The sequence below is a fragment of the Acinetobacter sp. CIP A162 genome, from assembly GCF_000367905.1.
Lineage (GTDB): Bacteria > Pseudomonadota > Gammaproteobacteria > Pseudomonadales > Moraxellaceae > Acinetobacter > Acinetobacter lwoffii.
This window is the reverse complement of the sequence record NZ_KB849159.1, coordinates 1,285,959-1,311,064: the sequence shown is the minus strand read 5'-3', so window position 1 is coordinate 1,311,064 and position 25,106 is coordinate 1,285,959. Positions and strand designations below refer to the sequence as shown.

23 protein-coding genes are annotated in these 25,106 nt (G+C 44.9%); 7 read left to right on the top strand and 16 right to left on the bottom strand.

Features of this window, described 5'->3' with window-relative positions; translation table 11 throughout:
• Position 1 precedes the first annotated feature (1 nt).
• The 4 genes from urtB to F995_RS12545 all read right to left on the bottom strand — a co-directional run bounded on the left by urtB (position 2) and on the right by F995_RS12545 (position 5,847).
• Positions 2–1,636 (bottom strand): urea ABC transporter permease subunit UrtB, encoded by a 1,635-nt coding sequence (gene urtB / locus F995_RS12560; RefSeq protein ID WP_004647211.1) that lies wholly within the window; start codon positions 1,634–1,636, stop codon positions 2–4.
• A gap of 94 nt (positions 1,637–1,730) precedes the next feature.
• On the bottom strand, positions 1,731–3,011 hold the full coding sequence (gene urtA, locus F995_RS12555) for an urea ABC transporter substrate-binding protein (RefSeq protein ID WP_004647210.1): 1,281 nt from the start codon (positions 3,009–3,011) through the stop codon (positions 1,731–1,733).
• A 360-nt stretch (positions 3,012–3,371) separates the two neighbouring features.
• Complete coding sequence (gene parE / locus F995_RS12550) at positions 3,372–5,252, bottom strand: DNA topoisomerase IV subunit B (RefSeq protein ID WP_004647209.1); 1,881 nt, start codon at positions 5,250–5,252, stop codon at positions 3,372–3,374.
• A 1-nt stretch (position 5,253) separates the two neighbouring features.
• Positions 5,254–5,847: a YqiA/YcfP family alpha/beta fold hydrolase gene (locus F995_RS12545; RefSeq protein ID WP_004647208.1), complete on the bottom strand. Its 594-nt coding sequence runs from the start codon at positions 5,845–5,847 to the stop codon at positions 5,254–5,256.
• A 246-nt stretch (positions 5,848–6,093) separates the two neighbouring features.
• On the opposite strand from F995_RS12545, the gene F995_RS12540 reads away from it, so the two are divergent.
• Positions 6,094–7,425 carry a PGAP1-like alpha/beta domain-containing protein gene (locus F995_RS12540; RefSeq protein WP_004647207.1) on the top strand — a complete coding sequence of 444 codons (1,332 nt, stop codon included), beginning with the start codon at positions 6,094–6,096 and terminating at the stop codon, positions 7,423–7,425.
• Between the two features lie 53 nt (positions 7,426–7,478).
• On the opposite strand, the gene F995_RS12535 is transcribed toward F995_RS12540, so the two are convergent.
• Both F995_RS12535 and gshA read right to left on the bottom strand, forming a co-directional pair.
• Positions 7,479–8,006 carry a disulfide bond formation protein B gene (locus F995_RS12535; protein ID WP_004281272.1) on the bottom strand — a complete coding sequence of 176 codons (528 nt, stop codon included), beginning with the start codon at positions 8,004–8,006 and terminating at the stop codon, positions 7,479–7,481.
• 18 nt (positions 8,007–8,024) lie between these two features.
• A complete protein-coding gene (gene gshA / locus F995_RS12530) occupies positions 8,025–9,602 on the bottom strand; it encodes a glutamate--cysteine ligase (RefSeq protein WP_004647205.1) in 1,578 nt (525 codons plus the stop codon).
• A gap of 211 nt (positions 9,603–9,813) precedes the next feature.
• Between gshA and F995_RS12525 the strand changes: the two genes are divergently transcribed.
• Genes F995_RS12525 through F995_RS12515 form a run of 3 tightly spaced genes read left to right on the top strand, consistent with a single transcriptional unit; the run spans position 9,814 to position 12,270 of the window.
• Positions 9,814–10,353: a DUF924 family protein gene (locus tag F995_RS12525; RefSeq protein ID WP_004647204.1), complete on the top strand. Its 540-nt coding sequence runs from the start codon at positions 9,814–9,816 to the stop codon at positions 10,351–10,353.
• A gap of 52 nt (positions 10,354–10,405) precedes the next feature.
• Positions 10,406–10,957, top strand: a complete 552-nt coding sequence (locus F995_RS12520) for a CC0125/CC1285 family lipoprotein (protein WP_004647203.1) — start codon at positions 10,406–10,408, stop codon at positions 10,955–10,957.
• Positions 10,958–10,968: 11 nt separating this feature from the next.
• A complete protein-coding gene (locus F995_RS12515; RefSeq protein ID WP_004647202.1) occupies positions 10,969–12,270 on the top strand; it encodes a DUF445 domain-containing protein in 1,302 nt (433 codons plus the stop codon).
• 88 nt (positions 12,271–12,358) lie between these two features.
• On the opposite strand, the gene F995_RS12510 is transcribed toward F995_RS12515, so the two are convergent.
• The gene (locus F995_RS12510; protein ID WP_004647201.1) at positions 12,359–12,646 is read right to left on the bottom strand and encodes a DUF2798 domain-containing protein; all 288 of its coding nucleotides are present in this window, start codon (positions 12,644–12,646) and stop codon (positions 12,359–12,361) included.
• A 258-nt stretch (positions 12,647–12,904) separates the two neighbouring features.
• Between F995_RS12510 and argS the strand changes: the two genes are divergently transcribed.
• Together argS and F995_RS12500 are read left to right on the top strand one after the other, a co-directional pair.
• Entirely contained in the window at positions 12,905–14,695 is a 1,791-nt protein-coding gene (argS, locus tag F995_RS12505; protein WP_004647199.1) for an arginine--tRNA ligase, read from the top strand.
• Between the two features lie 334 nt (positions 14,696–15,029).
• A complete protein-coding gene (locus tag F995_RS12500; RefSeq protein WP_004647198.1) occupies positions 15,030–15,647 on the top strand; it encodes an SPOR domain-containing protein in 618 nt (205 codons plus the stop codon).
• 178 nt (positions 15,648–15,825) lie between these two features.
• Here the strand turns inward: F995_RS12500 and asd are convergent, their stop codons facing one another.
• The 5 genes from asd to F995_RS12475 all read right to left on the bottom strand — a co-directional run bounded on the left by asd (position 15,826) and on the right by F995_RS12475 (position 21,262).
• The gene (asd, locus tag F995_RS12495) at positions 15,826–16,677 is read right to left on the bottom strand and encodes an archaetidylserine decarboxylase (protein ID WP_004647197.1); all 852 of its coding nucleotides are present in this window, start codon (positions 16,675–16,677) and stop codon (positions 15,826–15,828) included.
• Entirely contained in the window at positions 16,674–17,522 is an 849-nt protein-coding gene (locus tag F995_RS12490; protein ID WP_004647196.1) for a sulfurtransferase, read from the bottom strand. The genes asd and F995_RS12490 overlap by 4 nt, the downstream gene beginning before the upstream one ends.
• Positions 17,523–17,706: 184 nt before the next feature.
• Positions 17,707–18,912 carry a nicotinate phosphoribosyltransferase gene (gene pncB, locus F995_RS12485; RefSeq protein WP_004281262.1) on the bottom strand — a complete coding sequence of 402 codons (1,206 nt, stop codon included), beginning with the start codon at positions 18,910–18,912 and terminating at the stop codon, positions 17,707–17,709.
• A gap of 119 nt (positions 18,913–19,031) precedes the next feature.
• Complete coding sequence (locus tag F995_RS12480) at positions 19,032–19,562, bottom strand: ankyrin repeat domain-containing protein (protein ID WP_004647194.1); 531 nt, start codon at positions 19,560–19,562, stop codon at positions 19,032–19,034.
• Positions 19,563–19,747: 185 nt separating this feature from the next.
• A complete protein-coding gene (locus tag F995_RS12475; protein ID WP_004647193.1) occupies positions 19,748–21,262 on the bottom strand; it encodes a catalase in 1,515 nt (504 codons plus the stop codon).
• Between the two features lie 227 nt (positions 21,263–21,489).
• On the opposite strand from F995_RS12475, the gene dtd reads away from it, so the two are divergent.
• Positions 21,490–21,930 carry a D-aminoacyl-tRNA deacylase gene (gene dtd, locus F995_RS12470; protein WP_004647192.1) on the top strand — a complete coding sequence of 147 codons (441 nt, stop codon included), beginning with the start codon at positions 21,490–21,492 and terminating at the stop codon, positions 21,928–21,930.
• Positions 21,931–21,974: 44 nt separating this feature from the next.
• Here the strand turns inward: dtd and F995_RS12465 are convergent, their stop codons facing one another.
• The 4 genes from F995_RS12465 to F995_RS12450 form a co-directional block, all read right to left on the bottom strand.
• Positions 21,975–22,481, bottom strand: a complete 507-nt coding sequence (locus F995_RS12465) for a hypothetical protein (protein WP_004647191.1) — start codon at positions 22,479–22,481, stop codon at positions 21,975–21,977.
• A gap of 69 nt (positions 22,482–22,550) precedes the next feature.
• Positions 22,551–23,030, bottom strand: coding sequence for an SCP2 sterol-binding domain-containing protein (locus tag F995_RS12460; RefSeq protein WP_004647189.1), 480 nt, complete (start codon positions 23,028–23,030; stop codon positions 22,551–22,553).
• A gap of 141 nt (positions 23,031–23,171) precedes the next feature.
• Positions 23,172–23,507 carry a ciprofloxacin tolerance protein AciT gene (gene aciT, locus F995_RS12455; protein WP_004647188.1) on the bottom strand — a complete coding sequence of 112 codons (336 nt, stop codon included), beginning with the start codon at positions 23,505–23,507 and terminating at the stop codon, positions 23,172–23,174.
• 373 nt (positions 23,508–23,880) lie between these two features.
• On the bottom strand, positions 23,881–24,951 hold the full coding sequence (locus tag F995_RS12450) for an RNA-guided endonuclease InsQ/TnpB family protein (protein WP_004647187.1): 1,071 nt from the start codon (positions 24,949–24,951) through the stop codon (positions 23,881–23,883).
• Positions 24,952–25,106: the final 155 nt, after the last annotated feature.

Below are 25,106 nucleotides of genomic sequence, written 5' to 3'. Positions count from 1 at the left end.
CTTACTCCACAAAACGGCCTTTGATGGCAAACAAACCTTGTGGACGTTTTTGAATAAACAAAATCACAAGCACCAAGAGAACAATTTTTGCCAGTACTGCACCAATGCCAATTTCCAAGGCGGTACCGCTAATACCCAGACCAAGCGCTGCAAGGACTGCACCCCACACCTGACCTACACCACCGACAACCACCACCAAGAAGGCATCAATAATGTAGTTTTGCCCTAAATCCGGCCCGACGTTACCCACTTGTGCCAAAGCACATCCGGCTAACCCTGCAAGACCTGAACCTAAACCAAAGGCCGTCATATCGATACGACTAGAACGAATACCGACTGCTCGCGCCATTTGACGGTTTTGTGTCACCGCACGAACGAAGAGACCAAAACGGGTTTTATTCAGTAGGTAAACCAACAACAAAAGCACTGCAATGGTAAAGACAATAATCGCAATACGGTTATAGGGCAGCATCAAGCTTGGAGTAATCGAGATCCCGCCTGACAGCCAGGAAATGTTAGAAACTTCGACATTTTGCGCACCAAAAGTCATGCGTACCAATTGCATCAGAATCAGGCTGACACCAAAAGTGGCAAGCAAGGTTTCCAACTGGCGACCATATAGCGGACGAATCACGGTACGTTCAATCAACATGCCGATCAGCCCACTTACCAAGAATGCCGCAGGAATCGCGGCGATTAAGTACCAATCGACATAGCTGCCCAAATAGCTTTTAAACAGGCTTTGCACTACATAAGTGGTATAGGCGCCAATCATAATGAGCTCACCATGCGCCATATTAATCACACCGAGCAAACCGTAGGTAATCGCAAGACCCAGTGCAGCAAGCAACAAAATACTGGCGGTACTCAGCCCTGAAAATAAATGCCCAGTCCATTCACTGGCTTGAATCCGGGTTTTAATACTGTTTTTCGCTTCAAGCAAAGCCGCTTTCAGCTCAGGATGGATAGTCGGCTGTGACAACTCATTGTCGATCATCGCCAAGACATCAGGACGATTAGAATCTTGTAAAATTTTTGCGGCTTGAATTTTGACGAGCACATCTGAGTTTTCATAATCCAGACGCGCTTTCAGTTGTGCCAAACGGGCTTTGACTTTATTGTTTTGTTCTTTTAAATACAGCGCATTGATATGTGCTATATCAAGTTCCGCAAGATTGCTTTCATAAATATCAATCGCTTCTAAACGCTCAGAGGCATCATCCGACTTCAACTTGCTTTGTGCCAAACCAAAGGTCAATGCTTTACGCAAGGTATTCACCAAAGTGACTTGTGCAAGGTCGCTTGGCCAATCTGCAACAGCATCTAAACTTGGATAACTGAGCAACTGATCATCGGCTTCTAAAATATAGGTTTGTCCTTGAGAATCGCTATAAAGCTGGTCGTTTTCAACATATTCTGCAAGCTGATCTAACTGTTCAATACTGCCTGGCCATTGATTGAGTAAAGCACGACGTTGAGCAAAATCACCTTGCACAAATTGCTGAATCGCATCTTGTGGTTGTATCGCTATGGTTGAATTATTGTGTTGTAAAGAGGTTTCTGCTGTTGCCATTTGCATACAAAATATTTGTATACACAACAGAAAAATAGTGGCGATATTCACACGAATATTCATTATATACACCCCTATTCCATTGGAAGTTTTCCGTGGAGAGTAAGAAAAAAATCAGAGGATGCCTGCTACGGCTGTAGCAGGCAAAAGATAGGTATTATTTAGGAATGTACGGGCTCCAAGGCTCTGCTTGAATAGTTTGAGATGTTTTGTAGACCACATCAAACTGACCATCACCACGAATCTGGCCAATCATGACTGGCTTGTGTAAGTGATGGTTACTTGCATCCATTTTTAGGGTATAGCCCGATGGTGCTTTGAATTCCTGACCTGCCATCGCTTCACGGACTTTATCGACCTCTGTAGAACCTGCTTTTTCAACGGCTTGCTTCCACATGTTGATACCGACATAGGTCGCTTCCATTGGATCATTGGTGACTAGCTTATCGACATTCGGTAATTTAAATTCAACCGCGTATTGCTTCATCTTTTTGGTGAATTCAGTATTGACCGGATTCTTCACTGACATGAAATAGTTCCATGACGCCAAATGACCGACCAATGGCTTGGTATCAATACCACGCAGTTCTTCTTCACCCACCGAGAACGCCATCACTGGAATATCAGAAGCTTTAATGCCCTGATTACCCAGTTCACGGTAGAACGGCACATTCGAGTCGCCATTGATGGTCGAGATCACCGCGGTCTTTTTACCCGCTGCAAATTTCTTCACATTGCCGACAATGGTTTGATAGTTGCTGTGACCAAATGGAGTGTACTCTTCCATGATGTCCGCATCAGCCACACCTTTAGACTTTAAGAAAGCACGTAAAATCTGGTTGGTGGTCCGTGGGTACACATAGTCCGTACCGAGCAATACAAAACGCTCAGCCTTACCCCCTTCCTCACTCATCAAGTATTCCACCGCAGGAATGGCTTGTTGGTTTGGTGCAGCACCGGTATAAAAAATATTTTTTGATTGTTCCTGGCCTTCATACTGTACTGGATAGAACAATAAACTATTGAGTTCTTCAACAACGGGCAAAACAGATTTACGCGATACCGATGTCCATGCACCAAAAATTACCGCAACTTTGTCTTGGGTAATCAACTGCCGTGCTTGCTCTGCAAAGAGTGGCCAGTCTGATGCCGGATCGACCACCACCGGTTCCAGTTTCTTACCCAGTACCCCACCCTTGTCATTGATTTCCTTAATCGCCATTAAGGCCGTGTCTTTCAGTGAGGTCTCAGAAATTGCCATCGTGCCTGACAATGAATGCAGGATCCCGACTTTAATCGTGTCGCCGCTGTCTGCGACTTTGCTTTCTGCGGCCGGGGCTTCTGCTTTTTCAGCAGATTTTGAACATCCCGTTAATGCAACAGCCCCTGCCATGGTTGCGGCTAAAATACTTTTTGAAAATAAATTGCGTTGGAACATCAGATTTTTCTCCAAACTTTATAATGGTGCATTTTTCATGCTTGTCTTGTTGTACATCTGGATGGAGTGATTCAATTTCTGTGCCAAGGCTTCAAAAAATAAAAAAAATTAATTTAACTGATCTCATTATTCGTATTATGAATCATGAATTTAGTAATACTAAAAAGAATTAAACCTGTATTTAAATGCTGTATCCGAGCTTAACTCTAAGTAGGTCGCGCAAAGAGCAATGAAAACATAGCAGAAGTGAGATAGAAGATGATGTACAAATAAAGTGCAGCATCTTGAGTAATTTTTGCACTGTTTTAAAACAAAAAAATCCCGCGCTTGCGGGATTTTTTATTGCTTAAATTCGATAGTTTAAACCACCAAATCTGCCAGATTACCTTTTTGTTCTAACCAGTCTTTACGGTCACTGGCACGTTTTTTCGCCAAAAGTTTATCCAATAAACCTGCAGTATGATGAGCATCATCCAGATCTAGTTGCACCAGACGGCGCGTGTTTGGATCAAGTGTGGTTTCACGTAACTGGCTGGCATTCATCTCGCCCAGCCCCTTGAATCGGGTAATTTGCGGATTCTTGGTTTTGCATTTTTTCAGGATGCTATTCAGCTCATCTTCATCCAAAGCGTAATGCACATCTTTGTTGTCATCAATACGGAATAATGGTGGCATTGCGACATACAAATGCCCCTCTTCTACCAGAGTCGGGAAATGCTTCACAAACAAGGCACACAGCAAAGTCGCGATATGCAAACCATCCGAGTCGGCATCCGCCAGGATACAGACCTTGCCATAACGCAGTTCAGACAAGTCATCCGAACCCGGATCAACGCCAATGGCAATCGCAATATTGTGTACTTCCTGCGATGCTAGAACTTCGTCAGAAGAGACTTCCCAAGTATTCAGGATTTTTCCACGAATTGGCATAATCGCCTGGAAGTTCTTATCACGCGCCTGCTTGGCCGAACCACCCGCAGAATCCCCTTCCACAATAAACAGTTCTGACTGATCCAGATCATGGCCTACACAGTCCGACAGTTTCCCCGGCAAGGTTGGACCCGCGACAATTTTCTTACGTTCTACTTTTTTCGCTGCTTTGAGACGGCGACCGGCTTTGGAAATGGCCATTTCTGCCAGTTGCATGGCGATGTCAGAATTCTGGTTCAACCATAATGCAAAGGCATCTTTGGCAATATTCTGCACAATTCCAGCTGCTTCACGGCTCGATAGACGTTCTTTAGTCTGACCTGAGAATTGCGGCTCCTGAAATTTCAGCGACAGGATATAATTGACGCCGTCCCAGACATCTTCGGCAGAGAGTTTCATATTCCGCGGCAGCAAATTACGCAGTTCACAGAATTCACGCATCGCATCGGTGACGCCTGAACGCAGACCATTCACATGCGTTCCCCCTTGTGCGGTCGGAATCAGGTTGACATAAGATTCCTGAACACTTTCTCCACCTTCGACATTCCAGCAAATCGCAAATTCTGCGCTGGCGCGTTCTGCATCGCCTGTGGCGACAAAAGCCGGTGCCGGAATAATTTCACGGTCTTCCAGCTCATCCATCAAATAATCAACCAGACCATTTTCAAACTGCCAGGTGATCTTTTCATCATTGATCTGATCAACATAGTTGATCTGTAAGCCCGCCGCCAAAACAGCTTTGGCTTTGAGATTATGTTTTAACGCTTTGAGGGCAAATTTAGGTGAATCAAAATATTTGGCTTCAGGCCAGAATTGTACAGTAGTTCCTGATACCCGTTTCGGTGCCTTACCTGCCAGTACTTCAAGCGGTGCAACCGGTTCGCCATTTTCAAAGGCCATTTTATACAGATTGCCCTGACGCTGAACTTCAACTTCTACCCGGGTCGAAAGCGCATTGACCACTGAAATCCCAACGCCATGCAAACCACCGGAAAACTGGTAATTATCGGTGCTGAACTTACCGCCGGCATGCAGTTTGGTCATGATAATTTCAATACCGCTCTGGCCGTATTCAGGGTGAATATCCACCGGCATACCACGGCCATTGTCTTCAACTGATAAAGAACCATCTTTATAGACCGTGACGGTAATCTTGTTGGCATGTCCTGCCAGTGCCTCATCGACAGCATTATCAATCACTTCCTGTGCCAAATGGTTGGGACGAGAAGTATCGGTATACATGCCCGGACGACGACGGACCGGATCCAGACCAGATAAAACTTCAAGAGATTGAGCCGTATATTGAGACACGTTATTCGGTTTCCTTTTTTATGCAGTCCAATAAAAACTGTAAGACGAACGGAATTTTTTCCGCAAAATCATCCATCCCGTGACTGCCATGCGCTTCAGTCATCAGTATTGCAGGGGGATGCGCAGCACTATAATAACGATGTGCTTCACGATAATCCAAAACTTCATCGCCTTGTTGCAGCAGAACCAGTATTTTGTCTGCATCTTGTGCAACAGGCAGGGCCAATTGCTGGAGTTGTACCAGATCTGCTTCATCCAGACACCATTTCGGATGAACCTGATAAGGTAGTTGCTCATCAAATAGTTCACGAAACAGTTGCCATGGTCGCATTGCCGGATTGATCAGTACAGCAGGCACAGCATGCTGTGCGACCAGATGTGTCGCATAAAATCCGCCGAGACTGCTGCCCAGTAACGCCACATCATGCATCGATTCAATCAGGCCAGAAACATACGCAATGGCAGCGTTCGGTGACATGTTTAAATCGGGTAAATGTACCTGAATTTCAGGATACTTTGCACAGTAATGTTGCAGCAATTTCCCCTTGATCGAGTTCGAATTACTCTTAAAACCATGCAAATAAATGATATTCATGAACTACCAACAAAAAACCCATCAATCATCAAAATTTAATTTAAATAATGTGAAGTACACTACGTTATAAGACCAGTTAATTGCTTAAATTGTCTGACAAAAAAGCTCAAAATCTTTTCTCATTCTCGTTATTTTAAGCTGAGGCCCTCAAAATCAGGAAACTCAACAAGAAAAAGAATTTATACCGCGAAGTTCTTTAAAAAGAAAGATGGCACCACATGCGGCTCATTGAAAGGACAGGATCAGATGCCAAGTTTGACACCGTTACATGAAACCTATTGTCGATGGGATCGAACCCCGCCGAGTCAGGCCGATGTACTGGAAGGTCTGGCGCAGCTGGTAACGATGCGCTTTAACGATGTGATCCAGGAGCTGATCAAGAGTATTCAACGCGAAATTTTAATGAGTATTTTCGGTTTAAGTGAAAATAATTCTGAAAAAATTCAGAATATTCCGTCGATTGTGCGGCTCTATCAAATGTCTTATGACATGCTGTTTCATTATGGCAATACCCTGATTGCCCCTGCTTTGCGCCAGATTATTGAACGCTTTCCTAAACTGCATAATAAACCGCTGACACCTTCCTTGCATTTTCTGGTCAGTGTCTTAAATGGCATTATCGGGGATTATCTGCTGAAATATCAAAACCCTCTAGCCCTGCCGATGGTGATCTATGACCATTATGGCTCGCTGCAAAAAGGTGAGCTAAGCGGTCGTATTACTTTGTTTGTACATGGCTTATGCATGAACCATTTAGACTGGTCAAATCGCAAATATGAAGGCATTGGGGCAAAATTACTGGCGCAGCGCGACCGCAATACCATGCTCTACCTGAATTACAATACTGGACGCCGGATTTCTGCCAATGGTCGAAGTCTGGCGAATACCTTACAGGATCTGATTGCTCGCAATCCGAGAATTACCAGTATTGACCTGATCGGGCATAGCATGGGTGGTCTGGTCTCTCGTAGTGCGCTGTTTTATGGCAAGCAGAATGTCTATAGCTGGGTCAATATGGTGGAAAATCTGGTCTGTCTGGGTTCACCGCATCATGGTGCAGTACTGGAACGTTTTGGCTTTAGCTTGCAGGACAAACTTGGACATTTTCCACTGATCCGGCTGCTTGGCCATCTGGTCAATATTCGCAGTAACGGTATTCTGGATTTGCGCCATGGCAGCGTCCGGGATGATGACTGGGAGCATAATCCACTTCGGATCGGCTTTATGGATGATCACCGTAAACCTGCCCCAATTCCCTCGCATATCGATACCTATCTGGTCGCCGGTACCATCGAGTTTGAAAACCGAAAAAACAAGACCTTACATGTGATTGGCGATTATCTGGTCAGTATTAAAAGTGCTTTGGGCGAGCATCCCAATCCGCGTTTCCAGCTCAAAGTCCCCGATGCAAACAAGGCGATTTTTTACGGCCTGAACCATTTTGAAATTCAGTATCATCCGCTAGTGGCCGAGCAGGTGGCGCGCTGGTTCTATCCAAGTGTAGAAGATGAAGCCTTTGATCAGATTCATGAATATGTGATGGATCTGGACAGTCTGGAAGGCATAGCCCTGACCTAAACTGAAGCAAATAAAAAAGCCCTCGATTGAGGGCTTTTTTATTAAATACGGAATTAATATTTATCTCTGAGTCGTTTAACCGGTGCCTTTTTATATTTACGCAGTAGTTGCCACAGGCTAATCAGCAATAAAATACTGAAAAAGATCAAAGACCAGACAGGCAAGGATTGACCCAAGAAGGTCCAGTCAATCGCGGCACATTCCCCTGAACCATTTAAGACCTGTTGCAGTACAGACTGCATCGGCAGGGTTTCCAGCCAGTATTCCAGACCGGGACCGCAGCTCGGCACCTGATCCGGTGGCAGGTTCTGTAACCAGACATGACGCGCAGCCACGCCCACAGACCACAAAATACTGAGCGAACCCAGCAAGGCATACAGCCGCTTCATGAGATTAGATGCGGGATTATGCAGGAATGCGATCAGTGAGATGATCCCGAGTCCGATTAATCCAACACGCTGAAACACACAGAGCGGACAAGGCGCCAGACCTTGTACATGCTCAAGATATAAGGCAAATGCCATGCCGATGACAGCAGCCAGAAACAACATACCACTCACGAAGCGATAACCCCATTGCATGGTGAATCCTCTTATTTTTTATCGATATTGGGCTAAATAATCAGCAAAACTGACGCTGCTATCTTGCTCGAGTTGCTGTTGCTGCTGCAATGACTTTTGTGACATTTCTTCAAAATAAGCCAGGGTTTCCGGGCTGAGCTGATGCGCTTCATAGACACTGCTGTGTTGCTGGGCCAGATGTTGGCCAAAATGCCACATACTGCCCTGTTCACGCGTATCCCCGACCACTAGGGCAGACAAGGTGGCATCGACTTCATCGACCCGGATCCTCATGGTTTTTAGAGCATCAGTATATAAGGTGGTGTCATAGGCCGAATTTAACAGCTTGGCCAGGGGATGCATATGTTGCAAATGCATGGCACACCAGTCTTCAATCGGATAAGACTGACCATTTTCCATAATTGCGGCATTTGGCGCACGGCCACGATTCACGACCTCGGCCTGATTCTGCTCAATGATATCCTGTTCATCGCTGAGGAGCGCCGGACTGTCCTGCAATAAACAGTACAAAGCTACGACTTCGAGGAAGCCGGCCGTATCTTCATTAATCCCAATCGGGCTATAGGGATTGACATCGACGGCACGTAACTCGACATAGGCAATCCCGCGATTTTCAAGGGCCTGTGACGGGGTTTCACCCGCGAGTGGCACCTGTTTCGGGCGCACTAAGCTGTAATATTCATTTTCGATTTGCAACACATGATCATTGATCTGGATCGGCTGGCCATTGGCATCATCTAGTCCCAGACGACTAAACGGTTTATACGGCGTTTTAACGGCTTTTTGCAGTCCGTCCAGATAGTCCTGCAAATTATTGTAGTGAATACCGAGCTGTTTCTGCGCAGAGTTTTGATAGCCAAAACGTCCCATACGCAGCGCGGTCGCATAAGGCGAATACAAAGTGCCTTTCACCAATGGCAGCAAGAAATGATCACGGCCAGTCATAAAGCACTGGCAGACTGCCGGACTGGCCCCGATCAGGAACATCACCAGTGGGGTCAGACGAATAAAGTTACGGATCAGGCCCATATAGCGATGGCTGCGATAATCCTGCAAGCTCAATGCTTTCAGCGCTTCGTCCTGTTCCTGCTGTTGCAGTGCCTCGAAGAGATGGTCCGGGAAAGACAGGTTGTAATGCACACCTGAAATCGTCTGCATACGGCGGCCATAACGCACACCTAGACCATGACGATACAAGGTTTTAAATAAACCGATATTCGAGCTGCCATACTGTGCCAGCGGAATACTGTCATCGCGGCTGTCCAGCATACACGGCATCGACAAAGGCCAGAGCTTTTCATCATTTTCCAGATGGCGATGTACAATTGCATGAATATCGCTGAGATAGTCCAGCGCCTTTTTAATACTGTCTTGTGGCGGAGTAATAAACTCCATCAATGCTTCAGAATAGTCCGTGGTGATATGTGGATGAGTCAAGGCTGAACCCAAGGCACGAGGATGCGCTGCCTGTGACAGGAAACCATCACTTTGCATACGTAAGCTTTCACGCTCGATACCACGCAGCATGCCTTTGATGAGTGACGACTCGACCCAGGTCGGTAACACATTTTGGGAAGTCGATTCAGGTTGACTCATTACAATCTCGCTTAAGGGGGCTAAATTATTAAATTAAAATCATCGGTTTAATCAGTATAACGTGATTTCGTGCCGGCACATGACAGGCTGCCTAGTTTTCAGGCAAACTATTGATTTTTAATTTGGCAAATTTTTAACACAAACTTCCTCTATAAGACATGGAAAATTTGTGATTTTATTAACAAATAGATGCTAATGAATTGTAAATATTATGAATTATCAAGATATTTTAGACTTCTGGTTTCATGCGGACAGCCAGCCCTTATGGTTTAGCCAAAGTCATGAATTCGACCAAAGTATTGCGCAGCAGTTCATGAGCACTCATCAGCAGGCAGCCCGGGCTGAACTTTGGGGCTGGCGTGAAACAGCAGAAGGTCGGCTGGCCGAAATTATTGTGCTAGATCAATTTTCACGAAATTTATTCCGTGATTCTCCCCAAGCTTTTGCCCAAGACAGTTTGGCACTGGCCTTGGCTCAGGAAGCCATCAGCCTGAACCTGGATCAACAGCTCAGTCCAGAACAACGTGCCTTTCTGTATATGCCATTTATGCACAGCGAATCCAAACTAATTCATGAATTCGCCTTAAAACTGTTTCAGCGTCTGGGCAATCCGACCAATCTGGAATTCGAGAAAAAGCATAAAGTCATTATTGACCGCTTTGGACGTTACCCGCATCGGAACCAAATCCTGGGTCGTGAATCGACCAATGAAGAACTTACTTTCCTGACCCAGCCCGATAGCAGTTTTTAAGATTTTTTAAGACCGGCTGTCTGAACTGGATCATTGCATCAGGAGATCGAACATGAAAAACATGCTACTGGGATTGAGTATGATTGCTGCCATCAGCCTGACTGGCTGTGCAACCACACCCTCAAAGCCCTTAACATTTGATCAGTTAGGTCGCTACAGTACCACTCCCCTCAATAGCAACACTTACCGTATCAGCTTTCAGGCCCGTCCCAATATGAGCTTTGGCACAGCTGAAGAAATTACCCTGCTCAAAGCCGCACAGACTACCGTACAAAATGGCTTTCAGTTCTTCAGGGTACTGAATGATCCAAGTAACCGTACTCAACAACCTCCACGGCAGGCCATCGTCTATCCGGCACCGAGCTTTTATCCGTACGGGTATTACCGCCGATATCCGGGGTTCTGGCCAGACCCATTCTATGACCGTCCCTATACCGTGACTCTGGATCCTGCCCAGGTGGCCTATACCATTGAATGCTTCAAGGCCAATCAGGCGCCTCAAGATGCCTTTGATGCCCGCTTGATTTTACAGTCACTTGGGGCTAAATATGGTTTAAGTCCATCCGGTGCAGTGCTGCAACCGCAACCGGCCAATCCCTCCTGACAGGATGATCTATGCAGACAGAGCGTATCTCCCCGAGCTTACAACGCAGTAAACGTTTCGCGACCATCGCCCTGGTGGTCGCCGTACTGATCTGGTTGGCATTGATGGTTGCAGCCAAACTGCTACCCGAATATATCTGGCTCATTCATATTCTGATGCTCTCGGCAGAAGCGGGTGTGGTCGGTGGTCTGGCGGACTGGTATGCGATTACCGTACTGTTTCGTAACCCTTTTGGCAGATTGCCCATTCCCAAGTTTTTACGTGACCATACCGAAATCATTCCACGTAACAAGGCCCGTATTGCAGAGTCGATGGGCCGTTTTGTGCAGGAAAATTTTCTTTCTCCGCAAATTGTACAGCGCAGTCTGGACAGTACCGACCTGAGTCTGGCTGCAGGACGCTGGCTGGCTAATCCACAAAACAATGCCCAAGTGACTCAGGTCATTCAGCAGACGGTGCCTAAAATCTTTGAATTTGTGGGACAGGAACAGATTGCCGGATTTATCCAGAGCAACAGCGTGCAATGGGTCAAAAATACCCAGATCAATACCCTGGCCAGCGAAATGCTGCATGCCGTTCTGGACAATGATTTCCATCAGGATGTACTACAGCGCGGACTGGATGTGGTGCATGCCTGGATGACCTCACATCCTGAACAAACCCGTGAGCTGACCCGTAACCTGTTTAAGGAAATGGGCGTGTGGAAACTGGCCAAAGGCGCCAGCTGGATCGGGATTGACGTGCAGCAACGCAGTATTGATTCCGTGATCGGGCGCGTTGAAGCCATGCTGGCCGATCCAGATCATCCATGGCGACTTAAAATTGAGAGCATGGGACATAGCTGGATGTTACAGCTGGCGGATAATGACAGTGAAGCCAGCCAACGCCTGAATGAAACCAAGGATGCCTTACTGGATAGCCCACAAGTGCTGAATTTTATCAGCGGTGCGGTGGTGATTTTATGTGATGCGATCAAGGCTGACTTGCAAAAACCGGATTCGGGGATTGCGGAAAATCTCAGAATTGCTATTCAACAGGTCGGTGAAAATATCATCTCGAATGCCTCGGTACGTGAGCTGCTGAATAAACGTCTCAGCGGAATCGCGGTTGACCTGAGTGACCAGTACAGTGAAAAAGTGATTCGTTTTATCAGCGAGCGCATTCACGAATGGGATTCAAGCGAGATGATCGACAAGATTGAAAATGAAGTCGGCGGCGACCTGCATATGATCCGGGTCAATGGAGTCGTGGTCGGTGCCTGTATCGGTCTGGTACTTGGGATTATCCGGGCGGCGGTAGAGCATTTAATTTAAAGATGACGCTATTCGTCCCATACATCCCGACTTTTAAAATATCCAAGAATTGACTCCAGCCAGATCAAATTTAAGATTTAAAAAATGATCACTTGGGTGGCTGAGGTCCGGACATATCGACCAATAGCCCCGTGAATTTGCGTACGAACGGCAATAAGGTCACCACAATCGGAAAAGCAATCGCCCAGGAAATCATCCAGTTATGAAACCAGAGTGCCATAAATCCATCAATCCAGCCAAGATTACGCAGCATATTGATCATGGAAATAATGCCACTCATCAGACAGGACAGGATAAAAGGCACAATAATCAATGCCCATTTTGCAGGGAGTTTAGGAATATGACCGATAATGGTCGGACGTTGTGATGCAGCCACGACATGCTCTTTTTACTGTTTTCAGATGACTAATATAAGCCAAATTCTATACGGTGGAGCATTGTTTTTTTCATCTGAATCATTGAGCTTAAACTGGTTTTATTTTCACGGGATTAATCCGTTGATTTTCCCTTTCTTTAGTCAAAAACTTCTAACGAAGTGATCCTCTACTTTTTATTCCCTAGAAATGCTTTTACCTAAACAGCCTGAAATTTGCTATATTTGCTGTTTTTCTGCGATCTCTATTTTCGACTGATTATGAATACGGCAATACAAGCAGCTCTCGATCATGCAGTGCACACTTTACAGGCACAAGGCGTACTCCCATCTGACTGGAACAATACAAGTAATTTGACGCGTACCAAAGACCGAAGCCATGGTGACTTTGCGTCGAATATTGCCATGATCGCGTCGAAAGCTGCGGGTATGAAGCCACGTGATTTAGCGGAAAAAATTCTTGCTGCCCTGCCTGAAGTGGCGGATATCAGCAAGGCAGAAATTGCCGGTCCTGGTTTTATTAACTTCTTCCTGAATGCCGACCAGCGCTTTGCAGTCCTCGATCAGATTCAGGCACAACAGGCGACTTATGGTCGTACCCAGGTCAATGCCGACAAACGTATCCAGGTTGAATTCGTGTCTGCCAACCCGACCTCCAGCCTGCATGTGGGTCATGGTCGTGGTGCTGCGTATGGTATGACGGTTGCGAACCTGCTTGAAGCGACTGGTGCCAAAGTCGACCGCGAATACTATGTCAATGATGCTGGCCGTCAAATGGACATTCTGGCGACTTCGACTTATCTGCGCTACCTAGAATTAACGGGTCAGGAACTGGTGTTCCCAAAAAATGCCTACCAAGGCGACTACGTTAAAGAAATCGCGCAAAGCATTATTGACCAGGATGGCGACACCTATGTACGCCCTGTGGCTGACGTGTATAAAGATGTGCCTGAAGATGTGCAATTTGCTGCTGAATTAGATGCTGATGGCAATAAAGTCGTATTGTCTGGTGATAAAGAAAAACACATTGATGGTTTGATCTTTAACTCACAAGCGTTAATTGGCACAGGCTACCGCGTATTCTTGCAAGCCGCGCTTAAAGCGATTCTGGATGATATTAAAGATGACTTGGGCGAGTTCGGTGTAACCTTCAATCAGTGGTTCAGCGAAGAATCATTGACAGACAAAATTGAAGAAGCCTTACAGACCTTAGATCAGCGTGGTTTCCTGTATGAACTAGATGGCAACATCTGGTTTAAATCCACTGCATTCGGTGATGAAAAAGACCGTGTCGTGAAACGCCGTAATGGCCAGACCACTTACTTCGCGTCTGACATCGCTTACCACCTGAACAAATTACAACGTGGCTATACCGATATCATCGATATCTGGGGTTCAGATCACCACGGTTATATCGCACGTGTAAAAGCGGCCATTGATGCGCTGGGCTATGATTCGAAAAAATTAACGGTTCTTCTGGTTCAGTTCGTGAGCCTATGGCGTGGCGGCGAGATGGTACAAATGTCATCCCGTTCAGGCCAGTTTGTGACCTTGCGTGATTTGCGTAAAGAAGTCGGCAATGATGCCGCTCGTTTCTACTACGTAATGCGCAAGTCTGAACAGCACATTGATTTTGACCTAGATCTTGCTGTGTCACAAAGCAAGGACAACGCCGTGTATTACATCCAGTATGCACACGCCCGTATCTGTCGTATGTTAGAAAAAGCAGCGTCTACCAATGTCAACTTTGATGCTACAGCGGCACGTAATTTGGCGGCTAAGCTGGAGCTTGATGCTGAAACTGAAATCCTGGCCAAACTAGCGGCCTATCCAGAAATTCTGGTCCGTGCTGCAAACAGCTATGAGCCGCATCAAATCGGTAACTACCTAAAAGAGCTGGCAGCATTGTTCCACGGCTGGTACAACGACAATAAAGTACTCGGTGATGATGCTGAATTAACTCAGGCACGTTTATTGTTATCAGTGAACGTACGTCAGGTACTGCGTAACGGTTTAGAACTTTTAGGTGTGTCAGCTCCTGAATCAATGTAAAGCACTGCTTTTACATTGATGCAAGAAGGTAAATAGTCAAAACACTGTTTTGCATGCTCGCAAGACGAGAGCTATGCTCGAAGTGAGCATGCAAACAACTTGGCATGTTTAGAGTTTAGCTTGAGAACATGCCACGTATTGCCGTTTATCTGCTGAGCAGACATTTTGTAACTTTAGCTATGTGCTTGAAGATACAGATAAATTAAAATTCTGTGTGATTTGTGATCTAGAGGATGACTTTTGTATCCTGATCACATAGGATGAAGTGATAGTAAGGGCATAACTGCTGTTATGCCTTTTCTATATGTCCCGATTAATAAGAGGAAATTCCCAAGTGTTTGGAAAAACGCAACGCGGTGTATCTGAAAGACCGAATAAGCCTAAAAAGCCACTTATTCCAACCTGGCTCGGCACACTCGTGATCATTTTAATCGTGTTAAGTTTTTTAATGGCACTGATGCTCTGGAAGCCATGGGAACCGGTTAAACCGAAAACTCAAACAAGTGCTGAATCTGTCCAAGAAGAAGATACCAATAAAGATTACCGTTTTTATGATCTGTTACCACAGCAACAAGTGACGCCGATTCCTGAACAGGCCGTCCCTGAAAACAAAAATCAGGATACAGTAGTGATTGTAGAAGCACCTCGACCTGAAGTAGCTCCACCTGAAGCGACGACGACTGAACCTGGCTTAGAAGCCAGTGAAACGCCTGTTGCCACACCGGCCAGTTATATTCTGCAAGTCCGTAGTTTTGATGATCCGGATCAGGCCGATGCCCGCCGTGCCGAAATTATTCTCAATGGTTTATCTGCCGATGTGGTACGCAGTGTAGAAAATGGTAAAGTCTGGTATCGCGTGGTTTCAGGCCCTTACGATTCTGCAGAAGCAGCGATTATCGCGCAGCAAACCTTGCAAAATAGCGGAATCGATTCCATCGTCGTGAAACGATAATTTTCTAGAAATAAAAAAAGCGCCTGATGGCGCTTTTTTTATTTGGATCTCTCTAACCTTCTCCTGAATAGGAGAGGCCCCCCTTTTTTTAAAGGGACTGAGGGGGATTTTTATTTATTTTAAACGAGAAAATATTTAATCCCTCCAACCTCCCTTTAATAAAGGGAGGCTAAAATTTTTAAACTGTATGCCCCAGCGCTTCACCCATATTCACCAAAGAATTGGCCTTGAATGCGGCATCCCACTGCATTTTATTTTCTTCGAATAAAATCACTGCTGTTGAACCGAGGTAGAAACGACCCAGTTCTGCCCCTTTTTCCAGGAATAGGTCATGCTGATTAAGTTCGATCCGGCCTGAAGGCTTCACTTTGCCGGTTGCCACGGTTTCAATACCCGCCACAATCATCGCACCGACCAATACCACCGCCATACGGCCGATTTCAGTATCAAACAGACAGACCATACGTTCATTGCGTGCAAACAGGCCCGGAATGTTTTCTGCGGTCACCTGGTTTACCGAGAACAGCTCGCCTGGAACATATAGCGTTTCAGTTAATGTTCCGGCAAATGGCATATGCACCCGATGATAATCACGTGGCGACAAATACACGGTCGCGAATTCACCATTTTTGAATGGCTCGGCCAGTTGCGGATCAGCAATCAGGGCTTCAACGGTAAATTTCTGGCCTTTAGCCTGGAACACATCGCCATTTTCAATTTTACCCAGCTGGGAAATCGCACCATCTGCAGGCGAAACAATGCTCGTAGCATCTGGATCAATTGCACGGATACCTTCTTTTAGGGCACGCGTAAAAAATTCATTAAATGACTTGAATTTCAGGGCATTGGCCTGTTCAGCAATCGACATATCAATACCATACTGCGCCTTAAAGGCAGTAATTGCAGCAGTTTTGATAATCGGGTTTTCGCTGGCGGCAATTTTACCCACCACCCGAGACAAGCGATGTTGCGGTACTAATCGTTGAGCTTTAATAAAAAACTGTTGTTTTAAACGTGACGTGATGCTCAAGATGGCAGCTCCCCTGTAGCGATTGGACTATCGAGGCGGTTGCCCCATTCACTCCACGCACCATCATAGGCTCGAATTTTCCAGCCCAGTAAACGACCCAAAATATAGGCCAAACCTGAGCGGTGATGGGACTGGCAGTACACCACAACGGGTTGATTCAAATCAAAGCCCAGTTGTTCCAGGCGCTGCTGAGTACGTGGTAAAGGCTGTAATTTTAAATGATTTTCGCGATTAAGGGCAGTACTCCATTCAAAATGACGTGCTCCCGGAATGTGACCGCCGCGTCGAGCCGCTAAACGTAAACCGGTATATTCATCTTGCGTACGGCAATCCCAAATTTGAACCTGTTGATTTTCAACCTGTTGGCGCAGTTCATCATAGCCAATCTGAAAATTTGCCTGATGGTCAAGATTGACCTGAAATACATCCTTCACTGGTGCAAACTGTTCCTGACTGGAAGAAGTCGGCAAACCGGCACCGAGCCAAGCATGAATCCCGCCATTCAACAGACTGGTATTTTCAAAACCCAGACAATGCAGGTTCCAGAGCAAACGCCCTGCCCATGCCCCGCCCTCATCATCATAAGCCACCACATGATGCTCAGAAGAAATATTCAGATAATCAATGAGAGCCTGCAAGCCTTCCGCGTCCGGCAACAGTCCCATCGCCGTTTCTTCCTGACGCACCAGAAGTTTAGGCTTTAAATGCAAGGCGTGCGGAATATGCAGCTGCTCATACACAGAGGCACGGCTCAGGTCGACAATACGAAGTTTTTCATGGCCCAAATAGGGAACTAAATCTTCTGCCTCAATCAGCAGGCCAAAATTAAAAGCTGCAGCGGTCATCGTTATCATGGCTATTATTGGTCAAATCCTGTTGATCTTAGCACAGCTGGTTTTTACACTGATGTGCTTTCTTTGCAGATGATTAGCAAGATTTTAGCTAAACCTTGGTCTTAAATAAGCTTGCATAAAAAAACCGCCTCTATCTAGAAACGGTTCTTAAAAATTATGAATTGTTCAAACTGACTTAAGCAGGTTCATTGATCTCAAAAACCTGACGTAAATAGGCCAGGAAGGTATCATTATCGGTCATGGTCTTGCCCGGACTATCCGAGATTTTGGCCACTGACTGACGGTTACATTCCACCAGTTTCAGCACAATATTGAGTGGGGTTTGCCCCATATCATTGGTCAGGTTGGTGCCAATGCCAAAACTGACCTGGAAACGGTCTTTAAAGTATTGATGCAGTTTCCAGGCTTTTTCCAGATTCAGGCCATCACTAAAAGTCAACATCTTGGTTTTGCTGTCTATTTTCAGCTTTTTATAATGTGCATAGGCCTTGTCACCCCATTCATAGGGATCGCCACTGTCATGACGCAAGCCATCAAATAGCTTGGCAAAGTACAGGTCAAAGTCGCGCAGAAACGCATCCATCCCCACCACATCGGTCAAGGCAATGCCCAGGTCACCACGATATTCCTGTACCCAGCTTTCCAGTGCAGATTTCTGGAAATTACGTAAACGTACGTCCAGCGCCTGAAAAGCTTGCAGGAATTCATGCGCCATAGTGCCAATCGGGGTAATCCCCAGCTCTTTGGCCAACAGTACATTACTGGTACCACGGAACACATGCGGTGCAGCTTTGTGAAATTCTTCGACCACATGCTTTTGCCAATCGAAACTGTAACGGCGACGTGTACCAAAATCTGACACCAAAAATGGTGGATCATTTGGGTTTTGCGCAGCATCATACTGTTTTAATAGCTCGATTTTGGCTTTTAAACGGCGCTCGCCTTCAGCCAGCACTTCAGGGGTACGAATCCGGCTGAAATACAGTTCATTGACAATGGCGAGAACGAAGATCTCAAACATCATCGCCTGAACCATCGGACCTTCCACCACAATATCCAGACGGCCTTGACTGTCGATACTGGCCTTGATGAAACGGCGCTTGAGCTGGAACAGTTCCAGATAATCCACAAAATCGCTTTTGATAAAACGTAAGCTTCTTAAATATTGCAGTTCATCTTCTTTGAATTTGAGCTGACACAGCAGGTCCAGTTGATGATTCAGGTCATCCAGAATATCCGTCAGTGGATAGACTGTATCTTCCAGATTACGACAACGGAAATGGTAGACACTATGCGTTTGCGGAAACTTGTGTAAGACCACTTGTAACATGGTGAATTTGTACAAGTCAGTATCTAACAGAGAATGGATAATTGGAGCCATAACTAAGGGAATATCGCTGTGCTTATCTCTGCATTAAAGCATAAAAAGTCATGCAATAATGCAGGATTTACGTACAGCTGGCTGTATTTGCGACAAAAGTATCAGAAGCATAACCCGGTTTATTTCTGTGATTTGACCTGAGCTTTTTCCTGTTCCTGAATCAGTTTCTGCAACTGTTTTTCCTGACCAATCACCTTGGCAAATTCGGCTGTGGTCTTTTGTCCGTTTTTTTGCGCCTGGGCATCACAATCCACCTGACGCAGCTGCTTGGCAATCGCAAATTCCATCTTGAATAAAGCCCCCATCAAGGCTGTATTGCCTCGATTATCTCGAGCACAGCGGTCGGCACCATGTTTAAGCAAGCTGGCGACAATATCCTGATGGCCATAATAAGTCGCCATCATCAGTGGTGTATAACCGTCTTTATTGCGTACATCGACCGGAAAGCCGTGTTTTAAAAATTCATGAATGACTTCGCTATTGCCAATTTTAGCCGCAGCAAAGAACAGGTCGGCCAATTCCTCTTGTGAGTTCATCTGAACATTGTCCACGCTTTTAGCGGGGGAGATATCCTTCGCGACAGTCGCGTTTGCGAATGCGGAACCTATCGTGAGAATACTGGCTAAAAACACAGATGACATAACTTTCATGATGAACTCCAGCAGAAATCGAAGGGGAATTTAAGTCTTGAAAGACTGAATTATCCTGAGATGAGATGAAAAACGGAGTGCCTGTAAGACTCCCCCTAGGGTGCAGGAAAGGTTTGGAGTATTACAGGACTTTTTGGAGGTGATGCGCTATGCCCTAGTCACCAGTTCCTCAAGACCAATCGGGATTAGTCTTTTAATTTTGCAGCTTTGGCTTTAACAGTCGCCAGGTTCCCATTGACCGCTTTGGTCATACGCGTACCGTAGTCTGCATCTGCCTTGTAGAAATAAGACAACATGATGTGCTTGGTTTCTGAATCTTTCACTGCACCTAAGTCAGCAGCAAGGTTCATGATCAGGTCATCTTTCTCTTTAGCTGTGTATGAACGGTACAGCTCACCTGCCTGCTTGAAGTTCTGCTCTTTCACGCCAATTTGCTGTACATGACCAGATAATGGCGTTTGTACCGCACGCGCTTTTTCAGTTGCAGCTTTTGGCTCTTTACGGCTTGGCTCATAGTTCACATCCGAGTCACGCTCAGAGATATTCATGTAGCCATCCTGATTATTGTTGTTCACATTCACTACGGGACGGTTCACCGGAATTTGCTGGTGATTCGCGCCTAAACGGTACATTTGGGTATCCGAATAAGAAAAGATACGGCCTTGTAGCAGACGGTCTTCTGATGGCTCGATACCTGGAACCAGGTTACCTGGCGCAAATGCCGACTGTTCAGTCTCGTTGAAGAAATTCTTCGGCATACGGTTCAGGGTCAAAGTACCCACTTTGGTTTCTGGAACCAGCTCGGTTGGCCAGATTTTGGTTGGATCTAACGGATCAAAATCAAAGCTGTTTAGATCTTTAGGATCAAGCACCTGAATATACAGATCCCATTTCGGGAAATTACCCGCATAGATGTTGTTATACAGATCATTGGTCAAGTGGTTGAAATCTTTACCTTGCTGCTCAGCCGCTTCTTTCACGTTCAAGCCCTTCACGCCTTGTTTAGAGCGGAAGTTGAATTTCACGTATTTGTATTCGCCCTTGTCGTTATACAGCTTGTAGGCATGTACTCCGAAACCGTCCTGTTCGCGGTAGCTGGTTGGAACACCTTGCTTGCCATACACATAAGTCAGCATGTTGGTTGCCCATGGCTGGCTCGACAGGAAGTCAAACACACGGTTGGCATCTTGAACATTTGTCACTGGGCTTGGCTTCATGGCATGAATGAAGTCCGGGAACTTGATTGCATCACGGATGAAGAATACCGGTGTCTGGTTACCGACCAAGTCCCAGTTACCTTCTTTAGTGTAGAATTTCAATGCAAAGCCGTGTGGGTCACGTAGAGTTTCTGGTGAACCTTTACCATGAATTACGGTAGAGAAACGTAGGAAAACTGGAGTTTTAGTCCCCGCTTTGAACAATGAAGCGAGGGTAAGATCAGATAGATCTTTGGTTGCAACGAATTCACCATATGCCCCAGTACCACGCGCATGTACGACACGCTCAGGAATACGCTCACGACCAAAACGTTGTAATTTTTGTACCAGTTGAACGTCCTGAAGGAGTACAGAACCATTTGGACCCGCAGTGATCGAGTTCTGGTTATCACCGACTGGTGCGCCATTGTCTTTCGTTAAAGGAGCAGCTTGTGCAGCTGTGACAGTTGCAAGCATTGCAACCAGTAATGAACGCTTAAACATTGCTAAATCTCTCAATTTATTACCTTTCCTGCATGGGCTAAGATACGCCAACACAATAAATAGATAAAACAGATTATTTTTATAAATTCAATCGCTTTAATGAATTTATAAAAATTAAGCAATTGATTTTCAGATATTTAAAGTTCATAAAAACAGCATCTCATACTGCTCCAGATTTTATTCTTGCTACAATCACCCCCATCTATTGTTAGCAGTCCATATGTAAAATGCGTGCCTTATTACAAAGAGTTTTAGAAGCTAAAGTTGTGGTCGAGGGTGAAACCACCGGGGAAATTGAAAAAGGAATTCTGGTTTTTCTAGGTTTAGGTAAAGATGACAATCTGGAAAAAGGCAAAAAGCTGATTGATAAGATATTGAAATACCGCTTCTTTGATGATGAACAGGGCAAAATGGGCTGGAACGTTGCCCAGGCCGGCGGTGGTTTATTGCTGGTTTCACAATTTACCCTGATGGCGCAAACCCAAAAAGGTTTACGTCCAGACTTTGGCCCAGCTATGCCGCCTGCCGAGGCTAAAGCACTTTATGAGCAGCTGGTAAAATATGCCCAAAGCCAGTTTGAACATGTGCAAACCGGTATTTTTGCCGCTGACATGAAAGTGCATCTGGTCAATGATGGACCGGTGACGTTTAATTTAGAAGTTGAATGATTCAGTAAAAAAGCCCTCGAATTGAGGGCTTCTTATTTTTGAACTTAGAGCGTTGTAATATATTTTGCACGGCTCATAAGGTTTTCAGGAATATCTTGAACCAACATTACAGTGAGTGATTGTTGACCTTTTTGTGATGCAGTTTGATTTTCATCCAATACAGCATTGATATCACTAGGGTTTAATGTATACATTGCTCCAGTAGCAGGATCAACGATAAGCAAACCAATTAGACCGCCAAAAATGATATTTGCCACATACCAACCATTAACAGTACCAGTTACTTGAACTGTTTTGGTTTGAAAACCTTCTTTTTTAAAAGTTACATCATAAGCAGCGGGTTGAAAAAATCCATTACCACGCTTAAGAGTCACTGTTGCAGGCGTAACTCCAGTATGTACTTTTTCGCCAGCTTTATTTGTAATAGAAATAGATGCTTGCTCAGGAACTGATTTAAATGTCAGTGTTTGTGTTGATCCTGAAATAATACTGGCACATCCTGTCATCGTTACTGATGCAGCGATTAAACTTGCTGTAATTAATTTTTTCATAAAAAATACCCCCTCAAAATAAAGGGGGTACTTTACAATAGAAAAATGATTATTCAATAAGTCTTTAGACTACTTACCAGTTTTCTCTTTAATAAACTGACGTACCATTTTCACTTTTTCTTTGACTGGCTTTGGCAGTTTTGGTGGAATCATTTTTGCCACCTGGTTAAACCAGACCAGCAGGCCAAAGTCGCCTTCCATCTTAATCGTGCCGCTTTGCATCCCGGTCATAAATGCCGTCGGGTCACCTTTGACCAAGGTCTTCACGCCCTGCTCACTGTCGGCAAACTGCAACACAAAATCAGCTTTTTCAGCATCACCCGAAACCGTATCGATATGACCGTTATCCACAATAATCTGACGTGCCATGCCTTCATCCGTACCAATCTGGATACGGAATTGACGTCCATGTACCAGTTCAATGAATTTTGGGCTGGTACGTGCCAACTGCTTCATACGTAAAGCTAAACCTGCGACCAGTAAGTCCAGCGGATCTGTACTCATATCAATAAGAGGAAGTTTTAACACAGGAATGGACGACAGTTTCATGGAGGATGCCTATTCTAATTGTACGAAAATTGACAAATATCCTAGCATAGTTCTGAGCTAGGTGGATTATGCAGTTTGTATCATATTTCCAAACTGAAAAATGCACCCGTGGGTGCATTTTTTTCATTGCAACTTGTAGAATTAACGGCTTGAAAGCTGCTGCTGGTCGTCTTCATACACTGGCGTATGTTCGATGCAACGGCGTTTTGCCAAAGCACGCTCAGCACGACGATCTTCACGCAACAACAGGCCAGTCACGACCATCATGACCGCAGTTAACGCACTCAGATAACTATACGTCATTGGTAGCTCAAACCAAGTTTGAGTTCCTACACGAATCACCTCGATCAGGCCCCATACCAGCATCCCGGCCGCCATAAAGCTTAACCAGCGACGATAAGGCGAGAAGAACACAGCAAGCACAGCTACAGCGACTAAACTGAAGCCCACAATCGTTGCTAAATTCGCTGTTACCATATAACCCCCTCCATCCAGATAGATAGTTTCCGCTTGATATTGCAACGCTTCTATCTATTGAATTTCGTTAAATCAATAAAATGGAATCTGTTGATTTGTATCTCTATGCCTGCATTATGCTGAGTTTTTTGCATAAAAAAAGTCCTGTCATCCAGCCTAACGACATACTTTGTCGCGATATTATATTGTCATTACATTTTTTGCTTTTCACATTTTTGTGGATCAATGACTGCGCCAATGTTGGCGTGTCATTACAAAATTATCAGTAGTTTTTTTAAGTGAAAAAATTATTTTTCCGTTTAAGATGATCGATGTTTTTGTAGCCATATTTCAACTCTTCCTTATATAACTCACATCATAAGCATTGACATCCTCACCCACCTGAAAGGAGGGTGATTCCTACTGCTAGACGCTTATGCCCAAGCGCAAGTATGTTCTTAGCACTGTTCAAATCCCGATCCAGGACACTTGAGCAGTTTTCACATTCCCATACTCTTATTCGCAAATCTGCTCTACCTTTCGGACTGCTTGCGGTGATCTCACCACAGCACGAGCAGATTTGGGTTGTGAAACTTTCGTTGACTTCCTCAAACAATACACTTGCGTTCTCGCATTTATACTTGAGCATTGTTTTGAGTTCTGAAAATCCTGTATCTAAAACCGATTTAGCCATTTTAGTTTTCACAAGTTTTTTAGCACTCAGGTTGCCAACAATAATCAGTGCATTTTCTTTTACAAGCATGGTGCTTGCTTTGTGCAAATGATCTTTACGACAATTTGCAATCTTGGCGTGTAATGCACGAACACGCTTTTTATTCTTCGCTCGTTGAGCAGTACCTAGTTTTTGTTCATATTTTCGATAGAACTTTGGATTTGAAATCACAGTACCATCAGAACAGGTGGCTATATCTTTTAAGCCTAGATCAATGCCAATAGCTTTAGTTGCAGTTGGTTTATCTAACTTAGGTGAATCCACGACCAGGCACACATACCAACGCCCACGACTGTCCTCAACAAATGAGCCTGTTCTAACGGCATATTTGTTTAAACCGTAGCTATCCCATAAGCCAAATTTGGTTTTTCCATACTCAACCCATCCCTCAGCATATTTCAGTCCTGATTTTTTGAATGGTATCCAACCAAGCGATCTTCTTGCTGACTTCTTGTTACTTACACGCCATTTTAATTTTGCTTTTCTAAACTGTTTTCTTTTAGCAGCATATTCTTCCCTAATTGCATCCACCGTTTGGCTATGCAGACCACACAATTTTGAAGTCCCTTTTGTGTATTTAGCCATATCGAATGCTGAGAAAAAATCACCTGTTCTTTTTAGGTGTTTGAAACTTAAATCATTGACATAATTCCAAACAAAGTTCACCTCAGATGCTAATTGGTCTAGCACCTTGCAATGTTTGTCTTTTATGCGTAATTTAAGTGTTTTCATGGGCTTATATTAGCTCATGTTGAATTAAAATTATTGATTCTTAAAAAATAAACGACATTTCATGTCGTGTCGCTTATATCTCTGACCTGAAGAACAGAGTTTTACGCTCCATTTGATAAAAAAACGCGACCCAAAGGTCGCGTTTAAAATCAAGC